We start from the raw sequence: 22371 nt of genomic DNA, 5'->3' as shown, positions 1-22371 counted from the left end.
AGGAACACAGTGAAGGCATACGACCTGGGGTTCGGAGAGTCCGTGGACGCGCTGTCGGTCCGGCCCGGCAAGCCCGTCGAGATCGATCTGCCCGGGGCCCGCGTCGCCGGGTGGTGCGGCGGTCGTGCGCCCGGCATCGGAACGGCCTCCTGGCCCCGGAGCCCTGTCACGGGACTGCCGATGACCCATGTCATCACCCTCGAACTGCCGGAGGATTACCGGCGCAAGGGCCAGGACCTGGTAGCCGTCTCCTTCTTCCACGCCGACGACCACGTCGCCGACGACATCGAGGGCGTGGACGAGCTGCTGGCGGGCACCGTGCCCACCCCGGAGCAGGCCGCCGATCCGTTCCTCGCCGCGGTGGCCGCGACGGCCGCAGCCCGCCACCCCCGGCAGCAGGACCTGGAGGACGTGATCGGCGGCGCGCACGCGCTCATCTGGCTCACCGCCGCGGAGTTCGCCGCGCCCCGCATGGATCCCCCGGCCGACATCCGGCCGGACGGCCTCGGCGACAAGTACAGCCGCGGCCAGAACGCCTGGGACGACAGCGCCCCCGAAATCACGGTCTGGATCGGGGAGCGCACCGGCGACCCGAACACCGGCATCGCCCCGGCGGAGGACGGCGAGGGCGGCTATGTGGAGGCCTGGTCCTCGGACGACAAGGATCTCGATGCGTTCTGGTCGTCCGTCGAGGGCATCTCGCACCTCGGCGGAACGGTGATGCCCTGCCAGACGTTGCCGGAGGGGCTGACGCCGTACGTCTTCGAGCTGGAGGACGGCGTCGGCGGGGTCAACTTCGGCGGTGGCAACGCCCAGATCGACCTGGAGTCGGGCGTCTTCGACTGGGCGCAGTAGCGGGCAGCGCGCCCGCGCGGAGCCGAGCAGTACGCGACCAGCGGCGGTGCCGAGGGCGTACGGGCGTCGGCGCACACCCCGTGGCGTCCGTCGGCCCCGGCGCGTACGTCCACGACCAGGGCCGGCTGGTCCTCCTCGTGGAGCCGCCGCACCGCCCGGTCGAACAGAGTTCCTGGTCGGGTGGTCTTCCGGCCGTGCGTGCATGAAGGCAGGGCTTTCTGGTAGCTCGGGGGTGCGATCCCATCCGAGCGGTTCCGGAGACCCTGTTGTCGTTGTTGTACGTGCCCGAGCCCCTTCACTTCAACTTGCCCGCCGTGTCGTGCGATTGCCTCGCGCACGTGTACGGCAACGTGGCCGACCATCCGGACCGGGTGCGCCGCTATCCGTCGGACATGACGGACGCGGAGTGGGCGGCTGTCCGGCCGTTGCTGCCGGTGCCGACCTGGCTTCAGGGCAGGGGCGGGCGGCCTGAGGGCTACTGCCACCGCCAGCTGCTGGACGCGATCCGCTACCTGGTCGCGGGCGGGATCTCGTGGCGGGCGATGCCCGCGGATTTCCCCGCCTGGGGCCGGGTCTATGCCTTCTTCCGCCGCTGGCGTGAGCACGGGCTGATCACCGAGTTCCACGACCGGCTGCGCGGGAGGGTGCGTGAACGCGAGGGCCGTGAGGCCTCCCCCACGGCGGGGATCATCGACGCGCAGTCGGTGCGGGCCGCCGCGACGGTGCCGGCCGCCTCACGTGGCTACGACGGCGGGAAGAAGGTGCCCGGGCGCAAACGGCACATCGTGACCGACACGCTCGGCCTGCTCCTGGTCGTCGCGGTGACCGCCGCGAACATCGGCGACCGGGACGCCGCAACGGGCCTGCTGAGGCGGCTGCGGCGCCTGCACCGCGACATCACCCTGGTCTGGGCTGACGGCGGCTACACCGGTGGCCTGGTCGACTGGGCACGGGAGAAACTCGCCCTGACCGTGGAGATCGTCAGACGCACCGATGACATGACGGGCTTCGTGGTGCTGCCCAGGCGGTGGGTGGCAGAGCGCACGTTCGCGTGGCTGATGCATTCACGTCGGCTGGCCCGGGACTACGAGACGTTGCCGGCCAGCAGCGAGGCGATGATCCATTGGTCGATGGTCACGCGGATGAGCCGGCGTCTGGCACGGCCACGGGCCGCCGGCCGGCACTGAATGCCCCGGACGCCTCGAGCAGGAGCCACCCGCGCTCGGCCAGCCGCCGGGCTTTCGAGCGCACCCCCTCGACCTTCGCCGACGATGTCTCCAAGCCCAGCCGAGCCGTGATCTCCCTGGCCTTCAGCGGCTGCTGGCCCGCGGACTGCCGCTCCTCCAGCACGCCCAGAATCCCCTGGTAGTCCGGCGCTAGCACCGTCACCGGCGGCTTCCTCCCGCAGTCCCTCCACCCGCACTCGGGCCGCTGTCTCCCGCTCCTCCAGCATTCCCAGCACCGACGCCATCGCGCACCCCTCGATCACGAAGCCAAAACAAGACGCCGCATGCATCCCTCACGCTGAGCTAGACCATGCCTGACCAGCGAAAATCAAGCGATCGCGCTCGGTTGAGATACGGCTTCTAAGAGTTGTCTCGTCACTCCGACGGCCTTGGCTTCGACTGTGATCGGAAGGCTTGGTCAGGCGTCACTGGGACCGGGAGCCCAGCCGGTGTGCTGGGCCCAGGCGTCAGCGCGTCGGATGATGTCCCATACGAAGGCATCTTTTGCTTGGGCGTAACCGGGACGGTCGTTGCGGAATTTGGCTGCGCAGTGCTTCTTGGCTGCCGCGTACTCGTTCGCAGCAGCCGTGTGGCACCGAAGGTAGTCGCGAAACAGTAGTGGGAACTGCTCTGAGAAGCTGCCCAGTTGCCGCACGTGCACGTGGGTCCGGCGCTGACCTGGAGGTTCCCGGAAGTACCGTTTGGTCTGTTCAGGATTATCCGCCCGGTACACGAGCCCTATCTCTGTCAGCGGGCCCAGGAATGCATCTGTGGCTTCCAGCGATGCCACTGAGATCTGGATGTCAATCACCGGCTTGGCCGCCAGCCCTGGCACCGAGGTGGACCCGATGTGGTCGATTCGAGCCGCAGCATCACCGAGGGCGACACGTAGGCACGTGCCCCACCTGGCAAACATGGCTGGCCACGCAGGGTCGTAAGGCATGATCTCGACTGGCTCTCCCATACTGCGAGTGTTGCAGGGCTTGCCGCAATCGTGATGTGCGGCTGCCGCCGCCGGCACCGCCGCCACGAGCGCAAGGCCGAGCTCTTCCAGGCCTTCGTCGGGATCACAGCCGCTCTCATCTGCTGTAGCAGGCTGGTGGCCTGACGGGCAGCGCCCGGAAATGGGACGATCCCCCGCGTGATCGGATGGATGCGCCACACGCCGCGCTGGGCGGTCATATTGGTCTGCGTGATAGCAGCCTTGCTGCTCTTCGTCGGCGCTTCCGCGCATGTAGCCGACCTTCTCAGCCACGGTCTGCACCCCTACGGCTGGGCACCGAGCTGGCTCAACCTCTACTGGTCGTCGCTGGCGCTCTTCGACACGCTCGCCGCTGTGTTCCTGATCAGGGGCAAACGCCGAGGAACCGACCTGGCCTGCGCCATCATGGCGACCGACCTCGCCGCCAACTGGTACGCGGTCTACGGCATCCAGCACAGCAGCTTCGCCGCTCAGCCTGGCCTTCAACGAATGACCGTCTTCGCCGCACTCGTCCTGGGAACGGCACCGTTCATCCGACGGCACCTCACCGAATAAGATGACGTCTTGACGTCGATGCCGGCCCCAGCCGGTGCCGCGCAGCCCTCTGCCCGTCACCATCGTGCTGTTCGACGGGGTGACGGGGCTGATGATCCACATCAACGCTGGCCGCACGACCGTTCCCCGCACCTGCCAAGAGCGCCGGATATCACCCGATAGGCGCAAGCGCCGAGGCTCCGCGGCACGCGGCCCCTGGAGCAGATACGCGGCTTGGCCGCTCGGACGTCACGTGAGTCCCACCAACCGCCACATCCGTGGCCCTCGGGCCGACTCGGCCCGTGCGCTCGGCCGGCCCCGCCGGATCCGATGGTCAGCGGTTGTCGCCGAGTTCCTGGTGCATCTGAGGCTGGTCGTCCTGGCCCTGGGTGAGCGCCGCCTTCTCCATGTCCCGGAACGCGGTCGAGGCGACGCCGATGATGTCCTTGTAGGGGTTGACTCCCGTGACCTTCTCCGCGCCACCGCCCAGCAGGCCGCCGCCGAGCGAGCTGACCATCCTGTGGCCGGTCGCAAGGGGCTTGGCTCCCGTGGCCAGGACGCTGTTGGCCAGGCCTGCCATATCGGCGTACTTGTCGCCGAGGGCGGTGCGGACCATGGCGATGAACGCGTCATGGGAGGGCCCGGGGAAGAACTTCTTGTAGTAGTCCGTGGCCTGCTTGGTCATGAAGACCCCGTCGTCGGTCCTCTTCCACTCCTTGTCCCGCTCCTGATCCCACAACCGGTCCACCTCGTCGGCGTCCTTGGGCAGCACCCACTTCTCCGGAGTCCCGAGGAAGTGGTTGACGTAGTGCCAGGCACACATGAAGCCGTGGGCGTCGTCCTTGGAGACGTCCAGGCCCAGGTTGCGCATGGCCTGCAGGATCTGTACGGAGAAGACGCAGGCGGCCCCGGTGGTGTACTTCTGCGAGACCGGCTCACCCCACTTGGCGTAATCCCATTCGCCGGACTTCTTGTGGAGCTGGCGGACGGAGGCGTGGACCAGTCGGACCTTGGTGACGTTCGCCTTCAGCGTGCCGTCTGTCAGCGCGTCCTTCTTGTCCATGTCGACGAACAGGCGCGAGGACTGCGACAGCCTGCGGCCCGGCCCCTCGACGCCGCCCAGGCGGCCGGTGGACCGCAGGGTGAATGCGCCTGTCGGGGACAGGTACGTGCCGATCAGACCGACCGTGCCCTGGAGCATGGCCACCTCGCCGCGGTGGCGGTCGAAGAACTTCTCCGCAGCCTTCACGTCCGCGCCCGTCCAGCCCGGCGGGTCGGCCTCGGCGCTGTCGAGGAAGGCGCCCAGCTTGGGCGGGAGCTGGGAACGGTCCTGGCCGGGCTTGAGGGTGGCGATCGTACGAAACAAGGCGTTGACCCCGTCGATCTCCTTGTTGTCGATCAGTTCGGAGACCAGTTCGTCGGCTTCCGGATCACCCACCTTGCTCGCGGCCTCGAGCTCCTGGGCAACGTACTGGGCTGTCAGCGGCACGGTACAACCTTCCTCGTGCAGGGGTACGGGCTGCTCGCCGGCCGGCAATGCGGCCATACGCCGGGCAGTCACCCCGGGCCGACGGGCACACAGCATGCTTCCGAGCCCGACCAGCAGCCATCTACCCCGACCGGCCAACGGATCGTTTCCGCCTCACCCGAATGGCACAGCCGGCCGTCGTCGGCCGTCGCCGTCCGCGAATCCATCGCGGGAATCCTGGACGAACAGGTCCTGGCGCGGTTCTTGAGTGGATCAAGATCATCGACGTTCCGCGCTACCTCACCGGAGGCCGCCCCCAACTGGAGGATGCGAGCCACATGACCGTCACCCGGGCCGGCATCGCCCTGCCCTTCGCGCTCTCCGTGATCAGCCCCGGACGCAACCGTGAGATCCTCCAGGGCGCGTTCTCCTGGGTCGCGGTCAGGCTCGACCAGCCCGGTGAACGCAAGGACCAGGTCTGGTTCGACCTACGAGCTGACCTGGACCGGGCCGAGACGGAACTCCGCAAACGGATCTACCTCGTCGGCCAGGCTCCAGCACCCGGCACCACCTGAATCCCGGCCCGTCCGGACCTGCGGTCGGCATAGAGCGGCCCCTCACCGGGTCGCTCCTCACCGGAGGGCGGGCGTGCCTCGCAATCCCGCAGCGCGTCCGCTACTACCTCGGCGCGCCGCTCGCCCGCCGCGAACTGAGCTCCGTCTTCGGCGAGTTGCTGAGGCAGGTCAGCGCCGGGTCTGAGACTCGCGGCCGAGCCGGTGCGGAAGCCGGGTCACGTGATCCGGGGCTTCGAGAGACTGCTCGTCGAGGTCTGAGCCGGCGCCTGCGGCGGGGCAAGCCTGGCGAGGAGCGCGGCGCTCGCGGCCCCGCTCGACGGTCGGTACAGCTCCGCCGGCCACAGCGCGCGCTCGCCGACCCGCGCCACGACGACCGCCAGCCCTTCGGGGGAGAAGTCGCGCCAGCCGCGCAGCTCGACGGTTCCGGTGGGCTCCGGCGGCAGCCCGCGCCGCGGGTCCTTGGCGGTGCCGGGCGGCAGCAGTGACAGCAGCCCCTCGGGGAGGGCGTGACCCCCGCCGTGGTCGGGGAAGAGGACCAGGACCGGCACGCCGTTCTGCGGGTCGTGGAGCAGGACGTACCGCCGCAGTACGAGTACGGGGGAACGCGCCGCACGGGCCATCGACCGGACCGCGGGCAGGCCGCCGGTCACCAGCTGGTAGCCGGCGACGGCGAGCGCGGCGACTCCTACGATCGCCAGGACGAACAGCTTCATCAGGCTGCCGCCGTCGAGCCGGAGGAGCACCGCGGCGAGCGTGGCCGCGCACAGGGCCAGCGCCCCCAGGAGCCGGCCGACCCCGGCGACCCGCCGCAGGCTCCGCACTCTCCACCACGCGACCTCGCGGACATCCGCCTCGGGCCGCCGGGCGCGCGTGCGCGCCTGCGACTGCGGCTGCGGCTGCGGCTGCATTCGTGTCTGCGACTGCGTCACCGCCTGCCGCGCGGCATGGGCAGCGAGCCGCTCGTACGTCGGGGCGCCGGAGACATCGGACTCGGGCGGCTTGACCAGACTCACGCGAGGGGCCGGGACCGGACCCCGGACGTGCCGGTCCGGCTCCGGTCGCTCCTGTGGCTGCGCGAGGGCCGCCCGGCCGAGAATGCCCGTGCGCTCGGCCTGCTCCACGATCCGCCGCCGCGCCCGCCGGTGCCGCACCGGCCTGGCCCAGAGCAGCGCCCCGCCGCCGGGCGGGGCCAGCACCCCGCCCCTGGCCGGGTCCCCGCACCACCACATCACCCCGTCGGGGCCCGGCCGCAGCGGCTCGTACCGCTGCCGCATCGCGGCCACCTCCAGCGGCCACAGCTCGTCCCCGGCCGGGGAACGCAGCACGACGGCCTCGGTGGTCCGCAGGCTGCGCACGGACAGCGCGGGGAGCGCCGACCAGGTCCCGGAGCCGAGTACGCGCCTCATCCGCCGCGCCAGCGCCCAGGACGCGGCACCGGCGGCGAGCGTGAGCACGCCCACGGCGACGAGCGCGCCGACCAGGTCGCCCGTCCACGGCTCCCCGGGCGACACCAGCGCGACGCCCGCGGCCAGCGCGCACACGAGGCCCCCGCCCACCATCACCCCGCCCGCTCTTCGCCCGTACCGGTCCAGCGCCTGCGCCGTCCCCGGCAGCTCCAGCGCACGCGCCATCACGATCCCCCGTTGCCGAATCCCACCCGTCCCGCCGTGACGGTAGACGTACGCCGTACCCCGTACCAACTCACCGGGGACCGGAACAAGATGGCCCAAGAAGACACCGCCCCGCCGTGCGAAGCGACGAAGTACCGGTCACGAGCGGGAGAACACGGCCACGTCGTAGCGTTCGAGGACGGGCCGGGGCGTGTCCAGCGCCTCGTTCCCGGCCGCGGTCTCCAGGCGGACGAGGCCCCGACGGAACTCCTCGTCGGTGAGGTGGGTGAACTTCGACTGCGGCCGGCCGACGAGTCTGGCGTGGTACTCCATCAGGTTCGCCGCCACCGGCTGAGCGAAGGAGGTGACCTCCTCCAAGGTGAGTCCGGCGGAGACGAAGTCGGCGACGACTTCCTCTTCCCCCGGGAAACGCCGCTCGTCGATCGCCCGAAGCCGCGGCCAGTAGTCGTAGACCACCGCGTCCAGCCGTTCACGGAACGTGGTGCGGATGATGGCTCTCCCGCCGGCACGCAGTACGCGGACCAGTTCGCGGGCCGCTCGCGCGCGGTCGGGGATGTGATGGATCACGCGGGACATCAAGGCCAGGTCGAAGGCGCCCGTAGCCGCCGGCAGGGCCTCCGCCTCCCCCGACAGGTACCGCACCGCGGGATGCGGGTGATGCCGTCGGGCCTCGGCGAGCATCGCCTCGGACGCGTCGACGCCCACCACCCCACTGCCCTCGATCCATCGAGCCATCGCGGCCGAGAAGATGCCCGTTCCCGAGCCGATCTCGACGATGGACGGGGACGGCCGCCGCGCGTGGGAAGCGATCAGCTCGACCCAGGCCCGCAGCGACCCCTCGGGCAGCTCGTTGCCACGCTCATAGGCGCCGGCCAGTCGCTCATCGTCGTAGACCCGGCTCATGGACCGATCCTCGCCCAAGGATCAGACCCGAACAAGAACGTGAGGGAGATTCAGGAAGCGCTTGCCGCACGGTACTTCCTGCGGGGCGAGCACGTTCGGACCTTCAAGGGCGCAGCATCGGAAGAATATTCCCCTCGATGAATGCCGATCCGATCACAAGAGTTCCGAACTGATCAACAACGCCTCTATAGTGCCGTCGTTGCGACTTCCTTCCCGTTCCTTCCCCCGTGTGCCCGCTCCCGAGAGTCTGGTTGATGTCGGCGTCACCCACCCCCTTCCGTCCTGCCCTGACCGCCTCGCTGCTGACCGCCGCCGCGGGCGGTGCGCTCGCCGCGGCCGCCGCCGCGGCGGCACCGGGCGGAGTCCGCGCCCCGCTCGGCTGGTTCGCCGCCTGCGGCGTCCTGCTGCTCTCGGCCGCGGCCTTCGCCGTGACCTGGTACGGGCGGACTTCGCGCGTACTCGCCCGGCGGGCGGAGACCCTCGCCGCCGAAGTCGCTTCCAAGGACGCGTACGTCGCCCGGTTCACGGCCGCCGCCGAGCGCGAGACGGCCACCCTCAGGGACCGTCAGGAGACGGAGACCGCTGCCGCCCGGGCGGCCCACGCGGCCCGGGCCGAGGAACTCACCCGGTCGCACGCGGCCGAGATCGCCGAACTGGTTCGGGAACACGCCGCCGAGATCGCAGGCCTCGAAACCCGGCTGCGCCGTGCCGAGTCCGGCCGGTCCGCCGCCATGGCCGCCGCGGCCAACGCCGCCGGCCGCATGCAGGCCCTCGCGACGAGCATGCTCGCCGACCTCCGGGAGATGGAGCACCGGCACGCCGACGAGGACGTCCTGACCGACCTGCTCCACCTCGACCACCGCACCGCGCAGGCGGGCCGGCTCGCCGACTCCGTCGCCGTGCTCAGCGGGGCCAGGTCCGGCCGGCGCTGGGCCCGCCCCATCGTCATGGAGTCGATCCTCCGCGGCGCCATGGGCCGGATCAGCGGCTACCAGCGGGTGCGGCTACACTCCAGCAGCGACGCGGCCGTCGCCGGGCACGCGGCCGAGGGCGTCATGCACGCCCTGGCCGAACTCATGGACAACGCGGCGAACTTCTCGCCGCCCACCGCCGAGGTGCATGTCTACGTCGAGGAGGTCCCGGCCGGCGTCATCATCGCCATCGAGGACAGCGGCCTCGTGATGAGCGATGTGCAGCAGCGCCGCGCGGAGGCCGCCGTCGGCTCCGCACCGCAGGACCTGGCCGGCCTCTCCGGCACCCGACTCGGCCTCGCGGTCGTCGGCCGGCTGGCACGCAAGCACGGCCTCACCGTGTCGTTCCGCCCCTCCGCGCGCGGCGGCACCGGCGCCCTGCTGATGCTGCCGCAGGAGCTGATCAGCCACGCGCCCGAGGAGCCGGCGACCATGCCCGCCGACACGCTGCCGCCGGTCTCGGGCCGCGGCGTGTCCGCGCCCACTGCGACCGGCGACGCGACCGGCTCCCCGGCCGCGTCCGCCGAGCCCGAGCCCGAGACCGTGCACGACAGCGCCGTGCACGACAGCGCGGCCGAGTCCACCGGCGAGCACCCGCGGTTCGGCGAGAGCGGCCTGCCCCAGCGCCGCCGCGGCCGGGCCATGGCCGCCGCCCACCCCGAGGGGCCGCAAGCCGCCGGGAAGACGCCCGCCGAAGGGCCGCGCACCGGCGCGGCCGCCGGTGCGGCGAACCGGTTCGGCACGTTCCGCCGCGCGGTCCGCGGCACCCCCGCCCGGCCGGACGGCGAACCTGAGGGCGGCCCCGCGCCGGAGACCGCGACCGCGTCGACCCCCGCCCTCGCCACGTCCGCCGGCGACGCCGCCGCCCCCGCCACCTCCGCCGGCGACGACCGTCCCGACTCCCCCTCCGTACCCACCGATCCGGCCGGCCCGGCGTCCACACCGCGGACGCCGTCGCCGACCTCGAACCCCCCGTACCCGGAAGGCACCTCGTAATGACCGGCTCCACCACCGACGAGAAGCTCAGCTGGCTCCTCGAGGGCCTGCTGGAACGCACCCCGGGCACCCGGCACGCCCTGGTGCTCTCCCGTGACGGCCTCAAGCTCTGCCGCACCCCCGAGCTCTCCGTCGACCAGGCCGACCAGCTCGCCGCGATCGCCGCCGGAATCCAGAGCCTGTCGCACGGTGCCTCCATGGAGTTCGGCGACGGCACCGGCGGGGTCCGCTCCGCGATCGCCGAGTTCTACGGCGGCATCCTGTTCATCGTGGAGGCCGGCGAGGGCGCCCACCTCGCGGTCGTCGCCGACGAGGACGCCGACGCCGGCCTCGTGGGCCACAACATGTCGGAGCTGGTGGAGCAGTTGGGCGAGCACCTGGTCGCGAGGCCCCGGGGATGAGCCGCGGCAGGCCGGGCCGGGACGACTCCCCCGACCGGCTCTACACCCTGACCGGCGGGCGCACCCGCGCCGGGTCCGACGCCTTCGACCTGGTGACCCTGGTGGTCTCCGAGAGCGACCCGGTCCCCGGGATGCAGTCGGAGCACGCCGCGATCCTGCGCATGTGCCTGCTTCCCACGGCGGTGGTGGAGATCGCGGCCGGGCTCGGCCTGCCGGTGTCGATCACCCGGATCCTCCTGGCCGACCTGCACGACACCGGCCGGATCAGCGCCCGGCATCCCCGTGCGTCGTACCGCCTTCCCGATCACGACATCCTGGAGCAGGTGCTCGTTGGACTCCGTAACCTCTGAACAGCGCCAGACCCTGCGCAGCACCGCCGACAACGGACTGAAGATCGTCGTCGTCGGCGGTTTCGGAGTCGGCAAGACCACTCTCGTCCGCTCGGTCAGCGAGATCCGTCCCCTGAACACCGAGGAGACGATGACCCAGGCGGGCGAGGGAGTCGACGACACCGCCGGGGTCGCCGCCAAGTCGGCCACCACGGTGGCCTTCGACTTCGGCCGGATCTCGCTCGACGCCCACAACGTCCTGTACCTGTTCGGAGCGCCCGGCCAGGAGCGGTTCTGGTTCCTGTGGGACCGGCTGTTCTCCGGGACGCTCGGCGCTGTGGTGCTCGTCGACACCCGCCGGCTCGCCGACTCCTGGTACGCCATCGACCGCCTGGAGCACCACGGGACGCCGTTCGTCGTCGCCTGCAACGACTTCGGCGGTCCCGCCCACTCCCCCGCCCAGATCCGCGGGGCCCTCGACCTCGCCGACGAGGTTCCGCTGGTCTTCTGCGACGCCCGGTCGCGCGAGTCCAGCAAGCAGGTCCTCATCTCGCTCGTCGAGCACCTGCGGACCGTCGTCGCCCCGGCCACGCCGCCGGTCCCGCAGCCGATCCCGGAGCCCACCCCGTGACCCTCCCCGAGCACCCGCCCGTCCCCTTGAGCGGGCCGCGCTTCCAGACCGACCCCAACGAGCTGTACCGGCAGATCCGGCGCGAGCACGGGGCCGTCGCCCCCGTCGTGCTGGACGGCGACGTGCCGGCCTGGCTGGTACTGGGCTACCGCGAGCTCCACCAGGTCACCAGCGACCCGGTCCTCTTCTCCCGCGACTCCGAGCTGTGGAACCAGTGGGACGTCATTCCGGCGGACTGGCCGCTGCTGCCGATGATCGGCCGCAAGCAGCCGTCCATCCTCTACACCGTCGGCGAGCGGCACCGCGAGCGCGCGAACGTCATCTCCACGGCCCTGGAGGGGATCGACCCGTTCGTGCTGAAGGAGCGGGCCGAGCGCTTCGCCGACGAGCTGATCGACGCGCTGTGCGGCAAGGGGGCCTGCGACATCATCGCCGAGTACGCGATGCTGCTGCCGGTACGCGTCCTCGCCAGCGTCTACGGCTTCTCCGACGAGCAGGGGCCGGGGCTCGTCACCGCCCTGAACGACATGATCAACGGCCAGGAGGGTGCGCTGGAGGGCCAGCGCCACCTGGCGGAGTCCATGTTCGCCCTGCTCGCCGCGAAGGCGGCGGAGCCGGGCGACGACGTGGCCTCCCGGATGCTGGGGAACACCGCCGGCTTCACGGTCGAGGAGGTCGCCCAGGACCTCATGGTGATGATGGCCGCCGGCCATCAGCCCACCGCCGACTGGATCGGCAACTCGCTGCGGCTGATGCTCACCGACGACCGCTTCGCCGCCTCGCTGTCCGGTGGCCGGCACAGCGTCGGCGAGGCGATGAACGAGGTGCTGTGGGAGGACACCCCCACCCAGAACGTCGCCGGCCGCTGGGCCTCGCGCGACACCCACCTCGGCGGGCGCCGGATCGGCCGTGGCGACCTGCTGCTGCTGGGCCTGGCCGCCGCCAACTCCGACCCGCACGTGCGCGCCGACGCGGGCCGGTTCACCGGCGGCAACAACGCCCATCTCTCCTTCGGTCACGGCGAGCACCGCTGCCCCTTCCCCGCGCAGGAGGTCGCCGAGACCATCGCCCGCACGGGGATCGAGGTGCTGCTCGACCGGCTGCCGGACGTCGACCTCGCGGTCGCCGAGGCCACGCTCGCCCGCCGCCCCTCGCCGTGGCTGCGCGGACTCACCGCGCTCCCCGTGACCTACACCCCGACCCCCGCCCTTGGAGCCCTCGGATGACCTGCCCGCACGCCCACGCCGCCGCGTCCGCCGCCGACGCCATCACCCTGGACCCGTTCGTCGCCGACCTCGACGGCGAGAGCGCGCGGCTGCGGGCCGCGGGCCCGCTGGCCCGTGTCGTCCTGCCCGGCGGGGTGGCCTGCTGGGCCGTCACGCACCACGCCGAGGCGCGGCGGCTGCTGACCGATGCCCGGCTGGTCAAGGACATCGACGTCTGGGGTGCCTGGCAGCGCGGTGAGATACCCATGGACTGGCCGCTGATCGGCCTCGCCAACCCCGGCCGGTCGATGCTGACGGTCGACGGCGAAGAACACCGGCGGCTGCGGACGCTGGTCGCGCAGGCGCTGACCGCTCGCCGGGTGGAGCGGCTGCGCGAGGGCATCGAGGCCCTGACGACGGGCATGCTGGACCGGCTGGCGGAGCGTCCGGCGGGTGAGGTCGTCGACCTGAAGGCGGAGTTCGCCTACCCGCTGCCGATGAACGTGGTCAGCGACCTCATGGGCGTCGACCCGGTCGACCACCCGCGGATGAAGGCCCTGTTCGAGAAGTTCTTCTCGACGCAGACGCCGCCCGAGGAGGTGCCGCAGATGATGGCGGACCTGGGCACGCTGTTCGCGGGGATCGTGGCGGGCAAGGTCGAGAAGCCCGGCGACGACCTGACGAGTGCGCTGATCGAGGCGTCGGAGGGCGGCGACCGGCTCACCACGGAGGAGATCACCAACACCCTCCAGCTGATGGTGGCGGCCGGGCACGAGACGACGATCAGCCTCATCGTGAACGCCGTCGTGGCCCTGGAGACCCACCCCGAGCAGCGTGCCCTGGTCCTCTCCGGGGAGGTGCCGTGGACGAACGTGATCGAGGAGACCCTGCGCTGGTCGACGCCGACCTCGCACGTGCTGATCCGCTTCGCCACCGAGGACATCGAGGTGGGTGACCGGGTCCTGCCCAAGGGCGAGGCCCTGATCGTGTCGTTCGGCGCGATCGGCCGGGACGAGGAGCAGCACGGCCCGACGGCGGGCTCGTTCGACGTGACCCGTACGCCGAACCGGCACATCTCCTTCGGTCACGGCCCGCACGTCTGCCCGGGGGCCGCCCTCTCCCGCCTGGAGGCGTCGGTGGCGCTGCCCGCCCTGTACGCGCGTTTCCCGGGCCTGCGTCTCGCCGTCGCGCCCGAGAAGCTGCGGAACAAGCCGGTCGTCACGCAGAACGACCTGTTCGACCTCCCGGTCGTGCTGGCCTGACGGCTGCGTCCCGGGGAGGGAGCCCGGCAGCGCGGCTTCCTCCCCGGGGCGGGGGCCCTCCCGTTCCTCCGGTGCCGGGCGCACCCCCGGTGGGCCGGAGTGCGTACGCGTACGCGCTCCGGCCCTCACCCGTCAGGTCGGGCTGTGGGCGACCTTGTTCGTCGCGGTGCCGTCCTCGTCCGGTGCCTCCGGCTCGGCAGGCTGCTCCGGAACGGGTGGAGTGCGGACCAGGAGCGCGACCAGCACGGCCAGGGTGCCGATCACGGCGCCGATGCCGAATCCCCAGCGGATGCCCGTGGCCAGCGCGCCGGTGGGGTCGGCGCCCTCGGCGGCCGCCGAGGCGGCCTGTCCCGACATGATGCTGATGACCAGGGCGGTGCCGGCGGCGGCCGCGACCTGCTGGAGCGAGCCCAGGATGGCGGAGCCGTGGGGGTAGAGCTGCGGGGGCAGCACGGCCAGGCCCGAGGTGAAGACGGGGGTGAAGACGAACGCCATGCCGGCGCTCAGGGCCACGTGAAGGGCGAGCACCAGCCACGGCGAGGTCTCTTCGCCCGTGAAGGCGAACAGCGCGAGGCACAGCGCTGTGAGCGCGGCTCCGGGTACGACCAGGCGAGGCGCGCCGATGCGGTCGTAGAGCTTGCCGACCTGCGGTCCGAGCAGGCCCATGGTCAGACCACCGGGAATGAGCAGGAGCCCGGTCTGCAGCGAGGTCAGGTCGCACACCTCCTGCAGATAGATCGGCAGCAGGATGAACGCGCCCATCAGGGCCATGAAGGACAGGCACATCAGGCCGAGCGCCACGGAGAAGTGACGGTAGGTCAGCGCGCGCAGGTCCAGCAGTGGGGTGGACGAGCGCTGGAGGACCAGCTGTCGCCAGACGAACAGTCCCACCAGTACGGCACCGGCCAGGGTGGTGACCGCCGGGTGCACGGGGGCTTGGGACGCGTTCTCAGCACCGAGACCGCTCAGTCCGTAGACCAGGGCGCCGAAGCCCGCCGCCGCCAGGGGGACGGACGGCCAGTCGATGGGTCCGGCCTGCGGCTCGCCGATGTCGACCAGCTTGAGCCGGCCGAACACGGCCATGGCTCCGGCGATCGGCAGCACCGCCAGGAACAGCAGGCGCCAACTCCCCAGCTCCAGCAGCACACCGGAGACCGCCGGGCCGAGGGCGGGTGCGACGGAGATGACGAGGGTGATGTTGCCCATGACACGGCCCCGGTCGCGCGGGGGCACCAGGGTCATGAGCGTCGTCATGAGCAGCGGCATCATCACGGCGGTGCCGCTCGCCTGGATGACGCGGGCGGCCAGCAGGACGGGGAAGACGGGCGCGGCCGCGGCCAGAGCCGTTCCGGCGAGGAACAGGGCCATGGCGAGGCCGAAGGCGGTCCTGGTCGTCACGCGCTGGAGGAACCACCCCGTCACGGGGATGACGACGGCCATGGTCAGCATGAAGGCCGTGGACAACCACCCCGCGGCTGCCGCGGTGACGTCGAACTCGCGCATGAGGCGCGGGATCGCGTTGACCATGATCGTCTCGTTGAGGAGGACGACGAACGTGGACAGCACGAGAATCCGCAGCACGGCGGTGACGCGGGCGGGCGAGAGGGTGGGCGTTGCGTGCGGTGCGAGCATGGCGCCTTCCGTGAGGTGAGTCCTCCGCAGGTGGCAGGTCACATCAACAGACCACGGCACGGGGCAGAACTCATCGGTGTCCCCCGATCCTGTCGGCGCGGCGGCCCGGGCTCAAGCGATTTTCGTCGGCCCGGGACGGCCGATGAATCCGTCGCTGCCCTCTCCGGCGGGATGCCGCCAGGTCCCCTCCGGCCCGCTCCACCACCAGAGGTGCGCCTGTCGCCACCTCTCACGACCCATGCCGCCACCTCTCACGACCCATGCCGCCACTGCTTCGCGCGCCGCCCGCTCTCGTCCGTGCCTCCCCTGCCACGGGCCCCTGGGTGCCCTACCGGCCGAGCCGGAGACGGAGCGCCGCGTGAAGGCGCCGGCCCTGAGCCGGCAGAGTCTCAGCCCTCGCTTTCGAGACCGCGACCGGGCAGGCTCATGTCCCCCGTCACGGGAGTGCCGTCGGCGATCCCGTAGCGCAGGAAAACGGTCCCCTGAGGGCCTGCCACCGGGGGCGAGAGGAGCGTGACGTTGGTGGGCACCGCGCCGTCGTCGAACACCTTCTTCCCGACGCCGAGCACGACCGGGTGCACCCAGAGGTCGATGCGGTCGAAGAGCTTCTCGCGCAGCAGGGTCTGCACGAGGTTCAGACTCCCGACCACCTTCACGTCCTCGTGCCGGTCCCGGATCTCACGCACCGCGTCGGCGAGGTCCGGCCCGAGCTGCGTGGACCCGGCCCACGACAGGTCGGGCCTGCCGCGGGAGGCCACGTACTTCGGGACGCTGTTGAACAGCGTGGCGATCTCGCCGTCCTCGCCGCCGTTCTGATGAGGCCAGTAGGCGGCGAAGATGTCGTACGTCCGCCGGCCGAGGAGGAGGGCGTCCGTGCCCTCGTACGCGGCACCGATCTGCGCCCCGGCGACCTCGTCCAGCAAGGGCGCCTGCCAGCCGCCGAACGGGAATCCCGCCGGGTCCTCGTCAGGACCGCCGGGCGCCTGCCCGACGAGGTCGAGGGTCGCGAACATCTCGATGGTGATGAGGCCCATGGCTTACTCCCGATGAGTCGGTTCTCTCCGTCAAGAGATAGCCCCTGCGGGCGGTCGCCGACCCACCGACGCGACGGCACCCGGCTCCCCCGGCCGGGGGTTGGGCCGTCCGGCCGAAGGCCGGGGTCGGCGAGGGAGACGGGCCGGAACTCCGCCGAGAGCCCGCGACGTCCTTCACGGTCGCCCCTCACGAGGTGAGCGAGGCCGACCTCTCCGCCCGCGTCCGCGAGGCACTGGCCGACCTCCCCGGCCCGGGCCGCCGGGACCCCCTGGGACGGTGATTCCCGGGCTTCCTGGCGCTCGGGCGCCGCATGGTGAATCTGAACCACGTCGTCTTCTGCTTCCTGGTGTTCAGAACCGTTCAGACCGCGCCACGGAAGACGAACGCCGTCATCGGTGCGGTCACCAGGCCCTGGCCCAGGCGGGCGGTCATCTCCTCGATGACGGTGGCCCGGGCAGCGGGCCCGTCTCCGCGCTCCTCGACGGCCGCGCGTAGCGGCGTCCCGGCGAGGAACCCGATGGCGACGTCGGCGGCCGATGCCGCCCGGCCCTCCAGCGTCAGCTCCCGCTTCTCCTCGACGGAGAACCCGGCGGCCGCCAGGTCGGCGGCAACGACGGCGGGATCGGCGTAGCCGTGCGGAACCGTCGGCAGGAACCGCGGCGGGTCGGCCGGATAGGCCCGCTCCAGCCCGGCCTGCAGCGCGGCTCCGAAGGCGTGCGTGGCGAGCGGTCCCCAGGTGTTGAAGAGGAATCGGCCGCTCGGGGCCAGAACCCGGTGGACCTCGGCGAACGCCCCGACCCGATCGGGGAAGAACATCACGCCGAACTGGCAGACGACCAGATCGAAGCATCCGTCCGAGAAGGGCAGTCGTTGCGCGTCGGCCTGCCGCCACACCGCGCCCGGGGCCCGGGCCGACCCGAAGGCGACCATGGCCTCGTTCAGGTCGGTGGCCGTCACCTCGGCCGAGGGTGCCGACGCGAGGAGTTCCGACGTCAAGATGCCGGTCCCCGCCGCCAGTTCGACGATGCGACCGGGCTGGAGTGCCGCCGCCCGGGCGGCCAGGTCCTCGGCGAAGGGCCGGAAGACCGTCGGCACGAGGTACCGCTCGTAGACCGCCGGCATGGATTCGGACCACCGCCGGTCTGCATCACTTCCCGTCATCCTCGCGACGGTAGCGCCGTCTCGTGACGCCCCCCGCCCCGACGCGCCCTCGCCCACGGCGGAGCACACATCGGGCCGGACCGGTCAGGCGTCGGGCGGGGAGAGGAAGACGCGTTCCAGCAGGGTGTACAGGGAGTCCCGGTCCTGGCCGCTCAGGCTCTCCAGGCCCTCCTGCGTCGTACGCATCTTCGCGCGGATCGCGTCGGCGACGCGCTCCCCCTCGGCCGTGAGGATGACGTTCTTGACGCGCCGGTCGGAGGCATCGGCTTCGCGGCGCACCAGGCCGCGCTTCTCCAGCCGGTCGATGATCCCGGTCATGTTGGAGGCATCACAGGTCATGGTCTCGGCAAGGGCACGCATCGCGGCGGGACCCCGGCGCAGCGCGGTCAGGGCCCTGCCCTGGCTCGCCGTGAGGTTCTCACTCGCCGCCGCGACGGTGAAGTCGCCGTAGTAGACGCCGAGCGACACGGAGAGCAGTTCCATGAGCTGGGCCGTGTCGGCGCGGGGAGCTTCTGTCATGAGGGTCACTCTACTCGGAGATACTTGACTACCTCAAACATCGACCTCTACCGTTCTCTCGTTGCATGAAGTTCTCAAGCATCAAGGTTGTCAAGTAGTTGCCATGAGGAGTGTCCCTGTGACCGTCACCGCGTCCCCCACCTCCCGCGCGGCCGAGATCCTGTCCCGGCCCGTCACGCTGAACGGCCTGACCGTCCCGAACCGCATCGCGATGGCGCCGATGACGCGCATGTTCTCCCCCGGCGGAGTCCCTGGCGAGGACGTGCGGTCCTACTACGCCCGCCGCGCCGCCGCAGGCGTGGGCCTGATCGTCACCGAGGGGACGTACGTCGGCCACGATTCGGCCGGCCAGAGCGACCGTGTGCCGCGGTTCCACGGCGAGGAGCAGCTGGCCGGATGGGCGAAGGTCGCCGAGGCCGTGCACGCGGCGGGCGGCACGATCGTGCCACAGCTGTGGCACATCGGCATGGTGCGCAAGCAGGGGCAGGCGCCTTACGCCGACGCCCCGGCGATGGGCCCCTCCGGCATCCGCCCCGATGGCACCGAGGGCACGGGCAAGGCCATGACCCAGAGCGATGTGGACGACGTCATCGGCGCCTTCGCCGAGGCCGCCGCGGCCGCCGAGCGCATCGGTTTCGACGGCGTCGAGCTGCACGGCGCCCACGGCTACCTCCTCGACCAGTTCCTGTGGGCGGGGACGAACCGCCGTACGGACGCCTACGGCGGCGACCCCGTGGCCCGTACGAAGTTCGCGGCCGAGATCGTGGCCGCGGTCCGCGGGACCGTCTCGCCCGACTTCCCGGTGATCTTCCGCTTCTCGCAGTGGAAGCAGGACGCCTACGACGCGCGGCTCGCCGAGACCCCGCAGGAACTGGAGGCGATCCTGGCCCCGCTCGCCGCGGCCGGCGTCGACGCCTTCCACGCCTCCACCCGCCGCCATTGGATTGCCGAGTTCGAAGGCTCGGACCTGAACCTGGCGGGCTGGACCAAGAAGCTCACCGGCAGGCCCACCATCACCGTCGGCTCGGTCGGCCTCGACGGCGACTTCATCAACGCCTTCGCGGGCGAAGGCGCCCCGGTCCAGGGCATCGACGACCTCCTCGACCGCCTGGAACGCGAGGAGTTCGACATGGTCGCCGTCGGTCGCGCGCTGCTCCAGGACCCGGAGTGGGCGGCAAAGGTCCTGGCGGGACGGACCGACGAGCTCAAGCCGTACGACGCGGCCGCGGTGAACACGCTGAGCTAGGCGTGGATCGAAAGTCCGCCTGTCGCGCCCACCAGCACGCGGCCGGACTCGGGGTGACCTGCAGAAGGAACCGCCGGGTGGCGCCTTCGCCGAGCCCGGGGATCACGGGCTCGGCCGAGGAGTCCACGTACGCGCTCTGGCCTCTGGGTATCCGAAGGGCCCGGCACCGGAACACATCCGGTGCCGGGCCCTTCGTCGTCACCCGGGCAGGACCTGTCTGCGGAAGTCGCTCGGCGGCATCCCGTACGCGCGGCGGAAGGCCCTGCTGTAGTCCGCCTGGTGGCGGAATCCCCACCGCTCGGCGATCTCGCCGATGCGGCGGTGACCGAGGCCCGGGTTCGCGAGGTCGGCACGGCTGCGTTCGAGGCGGAGCCGGCGGATCGTGGCACCCACCGTCTCCGGCTCGTCGCGGAACAGCACATGGAGCAGCCGAACGGAGATGTGGTGGTGCGCCGCGACGGCGTCGGGGCCGAGGCCGGGATCAGCGAGGTTGGCCTCGATGAACGCGCGGACCCGCGCGAGGAGGACCTGGTGCCGGGTCTCGTGGGCCGTCGGGCCCGGGCTGTCGGTCCGGGCCGCGAGGAACGTCACGGAGAGCGCGAGCGCGACAGCGCCCAACCGGCGCAGCTCCTCCGGCTCGCACCGTCCGGCTTCGGCGCGCAGTCCGGTGAGGTACGAGGCGAGCAGCGCTCCCGACCCGGTGCGGGCGGGAAGGGCGGTGCCCAGCAGCTGGTCGACGCGGTCCTGCGGCAGCGGCAGGGTGGCCCTGGGGAGACGCAGCAGACTGACGTGCGAAAGCCGGCCGTCGTCCTGGAACTCGCAGCTCAGCGGGTGGGAGGTGTCGAAGAGCCCCAGGTCGCCCGCGGTGAGCAGGGTGTTGTTGCGGCGCTGCTCGATGCCGATCGGGCCGCCGTGGACGAGGACGAGGAAGTACTGCTCGGGGTCCGCGCGCCGGATGTGGGCGGCGGCCCGCTGGGCGGTCATCGGCGAGAAGGCGAAGTCGGAGACTTCGGTGTCGGTCAGCCGGATCGCCGTGGCGGTGCCGCGGAAGCGGTCGGCGTACGGGCTGGCGATGGCCACGGGCATGACGGCGTCGCCGACCATCTGGGACCACCACTCGAAGCCGTCGTGTGCGCCGACGCTCGTGGTGGAGACCGTCGTGATCCCGTTCACGCTCCCCCCTTCGTGATGTGGGCATGTCCATAGTTGGGGCTGGCCGGGCCGCGGGCATAGGGCGAAGTCGGTCAACCGGCCCCGCAGTCGTGCACTCGGTGCGAAAGGAACGTGCGCAGGACGCCAACGACGGGAGGGGCCCGCGCACCCCACAGTGATGATCCGACGCACGACCACGGACGAAACAGAGGTGACCCGATGACGAAGCCGAAGCAGGGATCCTTACCGACCGGCAGGTGGGCGAAGGCCCTCGCCGCCCTCATGCTGGCGCTCCTGGCCCTCGTGGCCACCCCCGCCTCCGCCGGAGCGGCCGACGCCGCGCGGGGCGCCCGCACCGACTTCACGGCCCAGGCCAGAAGCGCGGGGCTGAACGGCACCGAGGCGAAGGGCCTCCAGGCCCGGGTCGACGGCTACCTGGCGAAGATGCCCGGAACGCAGGTCAGCGCCAACAAGATCGCTCTGGCGGGCGGCGGTGAGCTGCTGCTCACGCTCCCCGGCGAGCGGAACGCCCGCGACCTCACCGCCCCGAACGCGGAGCTCGGCGCGGCCGCCGGCTGCCCGTACACCTATGTGTGCGCCTACCCGTACGAGAACTTCGCAGGCGACGAACTGCGCCTGTACACCTGCAACTACCTCAACTACATCCCCTGGACCGGGACCGGCTCCTGGATCAACAACCAGCGCTCCACCCTGTACGCCAAGTTCTACGACCAGAACGGCAACCTCGGCTGGACCTCGCCGGGCGGCTACAGCGAGGACCGCCACGCCCCCTGGGGCTGGGTGTGGTGGCTGAGCCCCTGCTGACGGCGGAGGCGTAGAACGACGCGGCGCGCCCGGGGGACGCGCCGCGTCCGGCCGTCGGCGCGCGATCCACCCCCGCCCTCAGCCTCACCCCTCCGTGACGGTCAGACGGGTGGCAACAGATCGCTCTCGCTGATGGTGTATGTCAGCACCGGGTAGACGAAGTCCGTTTCGTTGTTCTCACGGCGGCGGAGCCCGTAGAACTCGCGCCCCTGTTCAGTGTCGGCCGACGTGAGGCGGGCACCCTTCGGGAGGTAGGCCTGTCCGTCGCGAAACCGAACGAAGGTCTTCGAGGTTCGGAACGTTACGCCCAGCCACTCGTTTTCCGCCGCCCCGGGCGCGTCCAGCACGATTTTGTGCCTGAGCCGGCGATTCGATTCGACGGAAAACACGACGACACCGTTGTGGACCAGGGGGATCTCGAACTCGTCGCCACCGGCCTCTTTTGATTCGAAGATCAGCTTCCTCGGCGGGCCCGCTTCGGGTCGTTGGTAGCAGGAGAAAACGGCGATGGCCGAGTCGTCGGCCAGATCGAGCGCCTGGTCGGAATGACTGCCCATGGTTCTGTACGCGTTCGTGTAGCGCTCGATGAGGGCGTTGTTGAAGCCGACCGGAAGCGCCGCACGCTCTTGAATCCTTAGCGCCAGCCGTTCGTGCACCGACCGGAAGCGCTGTGCCGGATTGCTGTATCGAGTGGTGGTACGTACGAGAGGCACACCCTCCGCCTCGTCGACCTTGGCCAGGACGGCGCCTCGCCGGCCTCTTCCTACGTCCTCCAGCCGAGCCGACGCGGACAGCTCCGCGAAGAGATTCTCTTCGGTCGCCACAGCGCACA

At 71.3% G+C, this 22371-nt stretch carries 22 protein-coding genes and 2 pseudogenes; 14 read left to right on the top strand and 10 right to left on the bottom strand.

Going from position 1 to position 22371, the window contains the following annotated elements; all coding sequences use genetic code 11:
- Positions 1–9: 9 nt before the first annotated feature.
- Together N5875_RS37295 and N5875_RS37290 are read left to right on the top strand one after the other, a co-directional pair.
- A complete protein-coding gene (locus tag N5875_RS37295; RefSeq protein ID WP_043224315.1) occupies positions 10–855 on the top strand; it encodes a hypothetical protein in 846 nt (281 codons plus the stop codon).
- Between the two features lie 392 nt (positions 856–1247).
- Positions 1248–2042, top strand: a complete 795-nt coding sequence (locus N5875_RS37290) for an IS5 family transposase (protein WP_338499382.1) — start codon at positions 1248–1250, stop codon at positions 2040–2042.
- 457 nt (positions 2043–2499) lie between these two features.
- Here N5875_RS37290 and N5875_RS37285 read toward each other — a convergent pair whose 3' ends face one another.
- The gene (locus N5875_RS37285; RefSeq protein WP_338498808.1) at positions 2500–3045 is read right to left on the bottom strand and encodes a GrpB family protein; all 546 of its coding nucleotides are present in this window, start codon (positions 3043–3045) and stop codon (positions 2500–2502) included.
- Positions 3046–3084: 39 nt separating this feature from the next.
- On the opposite strand from N5875_RS37285, the pseudogene N5875_RS37280 reads away from it, so the two are divergent.
- Together N5875_RS37280 and N5875_RS37275 are read left to right on the top strand one after the other, a co-directional pair.
- A pseudogene (locus tag N5875_RS37280) lies at positions 3085–3189 on the top strand (IS5/IS1182 family transposase); the annotation flags it as partial.
- Positions 3190–3273: 84 nt separating this feature from the next.
- Entirely contained in the window at positions 3274–3618 is a 345-nt protein-coding gene (locus tag N5875_RS37275; RefSeq protein ID WP_338498807.1) for a hypothetical protein, read from the top strand.
- Positions 3619–3931: 313 nt separating this feature from the next.
- Here the strand turns inward: N5875_RS37275 and N5875_RS37270 are convergent, their stop codons facing one another.
- Positions 3932–5086 carry an oxygenase MpaB family protein gene (locus N5875_RS37270; protein ID WP_338498805.1) on the bottom strand — a complete coding sequence of 385 codons (1155 nt, stop codon included), beginning with the start codon at positions 5084–5086 and terminating at the stop codon, positions 3932–3934.
- A 317-nt stretch (positions 5087–5403) separates the two neighbouring features.
- Here N5875_RS37270 and N5875_RS37265 point away from each other — a divergent pair, with 317 nt between their 5' ends.
- Together N5875_RS37265 and N5875_RS37260 are read left to right on the top strand one after the other, a co-directional pair.
- On the top strand, positions 5404–5640 hold the full coding sequence (locus N5875_RS37265; protein WP_318212187.1) for a hypothetical protein: 237 nt from the start codon (positions 5404–5406) through the stop codon (positions 5638–5640).
- 95 nt (positions 5641–5735) lie between these two features.
- Positions 5736–5898 (top strand): annotated as a pseudogene (locus tag N5875_RS37260) (cytochrome P450); the annotation flags it as partial.
- On the opposite strand, the gene N5875_RS37255 reads toward N5875_RS37260, so the two are convergent.
- Both N5875_RS37255 and N5875_RS37250 read right to left on the bottom strand, forming a co-directional pair.
- Positions 5856–7271: a hypothetical protein gene (locus tag N5875_RS37255; protein WP_338498803.1), complete on the bottom strand. Its 1416-nt coding sequence runs from the start codon at positions 7269–7271 to the stop codon at positions 5856–5858. The pseudogene N5875_RS37260 and the gene N5875_RS37255 sit on opposite strands and share 43 nt — an antisense overlap.
- Before the next feature lie 138 nt (positions 7272–7409).
- Complete coding sequence (locus tag N5875_RS37250; RefSeq protein ID WP_338498802.1) at positions 7410–8174, bottom strand: class I SAM-dependent methyltransferase; 765 nt, start codon at positions 8172–8174, stop codon at positions 7410–7412.
- Between the two features lie 254 nt (positions 8175–8428).
- On the opposite strand from N5875_RS37250, the gene N5875_RS37245 reads away from it, so the two are divergent.
- Genes N5875_RS37245 through N5875_RS37220 form a run of 6 tightly spaced genes read left to right on the top strand, consistent with a single transcriptional unit; the run spans position 8429 to position 13969 of the window.
- Entirely contained in the window at positions 8429–10141 is a 1713-nt protein-coding gene (locus N5875_RS37245) for an ATP-binding protein (protein ID WP_338498801.1), read from the top strand.
- Positions 10141–10542, top strand: coding sequence for a roadblock/LC7 domain-containing protein (locus N5875_RS37240; RefSeq protein ID WP_318211854.1), 402 nt, complete (start codon positions 10141–10143; stop codon positions 10540–10542). Before N5875_RS37245 ends, N5875_RS37240 begins: the two co-directional genes overlap by 1 nt.
- Entirely contained in the window at positions 10539–10892 is a 354-nt protein-coding gene (locus N5875_RS37235; RefSeq protein ID WP_318211853.1) for a DUF742 domain-containing protein, read from the top strand. The genes N5875_RS37240 and N5875_RS37235 overlap by 4 nt, the downstream gene beginning before the upstream one ends.
- Positions 10873–11502 (top strand): ATP/GTP-binding protein, encoded by a 630-nt coding sequence (locus tag N5875_RS37230; protein WP_318211852.1) that lies wholly within the window; start codon positions 10873–10875, stop codon positions 11500–11502. The genes N5875_RS37235 and N5875_RS37230 overlap by 20 nt, the downstream gene beginning before the upstream one ends.
- Positions 11499–12728 (top strand): cytochrome P450, encoded by a 1230-nt coding sequence (locus N5875_RS37225; protein ID WP_318211851.1) that lies wholly within the window; start codon positions 11499–11501, stop codon positions 12726–12728. Before N5875_RS37230 ends, N5875_RS37225 begins: the two co-directional genes overlap by 4 nt.
- Positions 12725–13969: a cytochrome P450 gene (locus N5875_RS37220; protein WP_338498797.1), complete on the top strand. Its 1245-nt coding sequence runs from the start codon at positions 12725–12727 to the stop codon at positions 13967–13969. Before N5875_RS37225 ends, N5875_RS37220 begins: the two co-directional genes overlap by 4 nt.
- A gap of 132 nt (positions 13970–14101) precedes the next feature.
- Here N5875_RS37220 and N5875_RS37215 read toward each other — a convergent pair whose 3' ends face one another.
- The 4 genes from N5875_RS37215 to N5875_RS37200 form a co-directional block, all read right to left on the bottom strand.
- Positions 14102–15601 (bottom strand): DHA2 family efflux MFS transporter permease subunit, encoded by a 1500-nt coding sequence (locus tag N5875_RS37215; protein ID WP_338498795.1) that lies wholly within the window; start codon positions 15599–15601, stop codon positions 14102–14104.
- A gap of 389 nt (positions 15602–15990) precedes the next feature.
- A complete protein-coding gene (locus N5875_RS37210; RefSeq protein WP_338498794.1) occupies positions 15991–16635 on the bottom strand; it encodes a dihydrofolate reductase family protein in 645 nt (214 codons plus the stop codon).
- Between the two features lie 361 nt (positions 16636–16996).
- Positions 16997–17797, bottom strand: a complete 801-nt coding sequence (locus N5875_RS37205; RefSeq protein WP_338498792.1) for a class I SAM-dependent methyltransferase — start codon at positions 17795–17797, stop codon at positions 16997–16999.
- Between the two features lie 84 nt (positions 17798–17881).
- Entirely contained in the window at positions 17882–18316 is a 435-nt protein-coding gene (locus N5875_RS37200; RefSeq protein WP_318211846.1) for a MarR family transcriptional regulator, read from the bottom strand.
- Positions 18317–18434: 118 nt separating this feature from the next.
- Here N5875_RS37200 and N5875_RS37195 point away from each other — a divergent pair, with 118 nt between their 5' ends.
- Positions 18435–19562, top strand: a complete 1128-nt coding sequence (locus N5875_RS37195; protein WP_338498788.1) for an NADH:flavin oxidoreductase — start codon at positions 18435–18437, stop codon at positions 19560–19562.
- A gap of 198 nt (positions 19563–19760) precedes the next feature.
- On the opposite strand, the gene N5875_RS37190 is transcribed toward N5875_RS37195, so the two are convergent.
- Positions 19761–20735: a helix-turn-helix domain-containing protein gene (locus N5875_RS37190; RefSeq protein ID WP_318211844.1), complete on the bottom strand. Its 975-nt coding sequence runs from the start codon at positions 20733–20735 to the stop codon at positions 19761–19763.
- A 198-nt stretch (positions 20736–20933) separates the two neighbouring features.
- On the opposite strand from N5875_RS37190, the gene N5875_RS37185 reads away from it, so the two are divergent.
- A complete protein-coding gene (locus N5875_RS37185; RefSeq protein WP_318211843.1) occupies positions 20934–21539 on the top strand; it encodes a hypothetical protein in 606 nt (201 codons plus the stop codon).
- A gap of 101 nt (positions 21540–21640) precedes the next feature.
- Here the strand turns inward: N5875_RS37185 and N5875_RS37180 are convergent, their stop codons facing one another.
- Positions 21641–22363: an alpha-ketoglutarate-dependent dioxygenase AlkB gene (locus N5875_RS37180; RefSeq protein ID WP_338498785.1), complete on the bottom strand. Its 723-nt coding sequence runs from the start codon at positions 22361–22363 to the stop codon at positions 21641–21643.
- Positions 22364–22371 lie beyond the last annotated feature (8 nt).

Origin of the sequence: Streptomyces sp. SJL17-4, from assembly GCF_036826855.1 — a bacterium.
Lineage (GTDB): Bacteria > Actinomycetota > Actinomycetes > Streptomycetales > Streptomycetaceae > Streptomyces.
The sequence above is the reverse complement of the archived record's forward strand: the minus strand, read 5'-3'. Positions and strand labels throughout refer to the sequence as shown.

Excerpts from the sequence above, each read along its gene's own strand:
- N5875_RS37185 (WP_318211843.1), top strand. The coding sequence starts at position 20,934 with ATGACGAAGCCGAAGCAGGGATCCTTACCGACCGGCAGGTGGGCGAAG.
- N5875_RS37265 (WP_318212187.1), top strand. The coding sequence starts at position 5,404 with ATGACCGTCACCCGGGCCGGCATCGCCCTGCCCTTCGCGCTCTCCGTG.
- N5875_RS37200 (WP_318211846.1), bottom strand. The coding sequence starts at position 18,316 with ATGACAGAAGCTCCCCGCGCCGACACGGCCCAGCTCATGGAACTGCTC.
- N5875_RS37255 (WP_338498803.1), bottom strand. The coding sequence starts at position 7,271 with ATGGCGCGTGCGCTGGAGCTGCCGGGGACGGCGCAGGCGCTGGACCGG.
- N5875_RS37240 (WP_318211854.1), top strand. The coding sequence starts at position 10,141 with ATGACCGGCTCCACCACCGACGAGAAGCTCAGCTGGCTCCTCGAGGGC.
- N5875_RS37215 (WP_338498795.1), bottom strand. The coding sequence starts at position 15,601 with ATGCTCGCACCGCACGCAACGCCCACCCTCTCGCCCGCCCGCGTCACC.
- N5875_RS37205 (WP_338498792.1), bottom strand. The coding sequence starts at position 17,797 with ATGACGGGAAGTGATGCAGACCGGCGGTGGTCCGAATCCATGCCGGCG.
- N5875_RS37220 (WP_338498797.1), top strand. The coding sequence starts at position 12,725 with ATGACCTGCCCGCACGCCCACGCCGCCGCGTCCGCCGCCGACGCCATC.
- N5875_RS37250 (WP_338498802.1), bottom strand. The coding sequence starts at position 8,174 with ATGAGCCGGGTCTACGACGATGAGCGACTGGCCGGCGCCTATGAGCGT.
- N5875_RS37290 (WP_338499382.1), top strand. The coding sequence starts at position 1,248 with ATGACGGACGCGGAGTGGGCGGCTGTCCGGCCGTTGCTGCCGGTGCCG.
- N5875_RS37235 (WP_318211853.1), top strand. The coding sequence starts at position 10,539 with ATGAGCCGCGGCAGGCCGGGCCGGGACGACTCCCCCGACCGGCTCTAC.
- N5875_RS37210 (WP_338498794.1), bottom strand. The coding sequence starts at position 16,635 with ATGGGCCTCATCACCATCGAGATGTTCGCGACCCTCGACCTCGTCGGG.
- N5875_RS37285 (WP_338498808.1), bottom strand. The coding sequence starts at position 3,045 with ATGGGAGAGCCAGTCGAGATCATGCCTTACGACCCTGCGTGGCCAGCC.
- N5875_RS37245 (WP_338498801.1), top strand. The coding sequence starts at position 8,429 with ATGTCGGCGTCACCCACCCCCTTCCGTCCTGCCCTGACCGCCTCGCTG.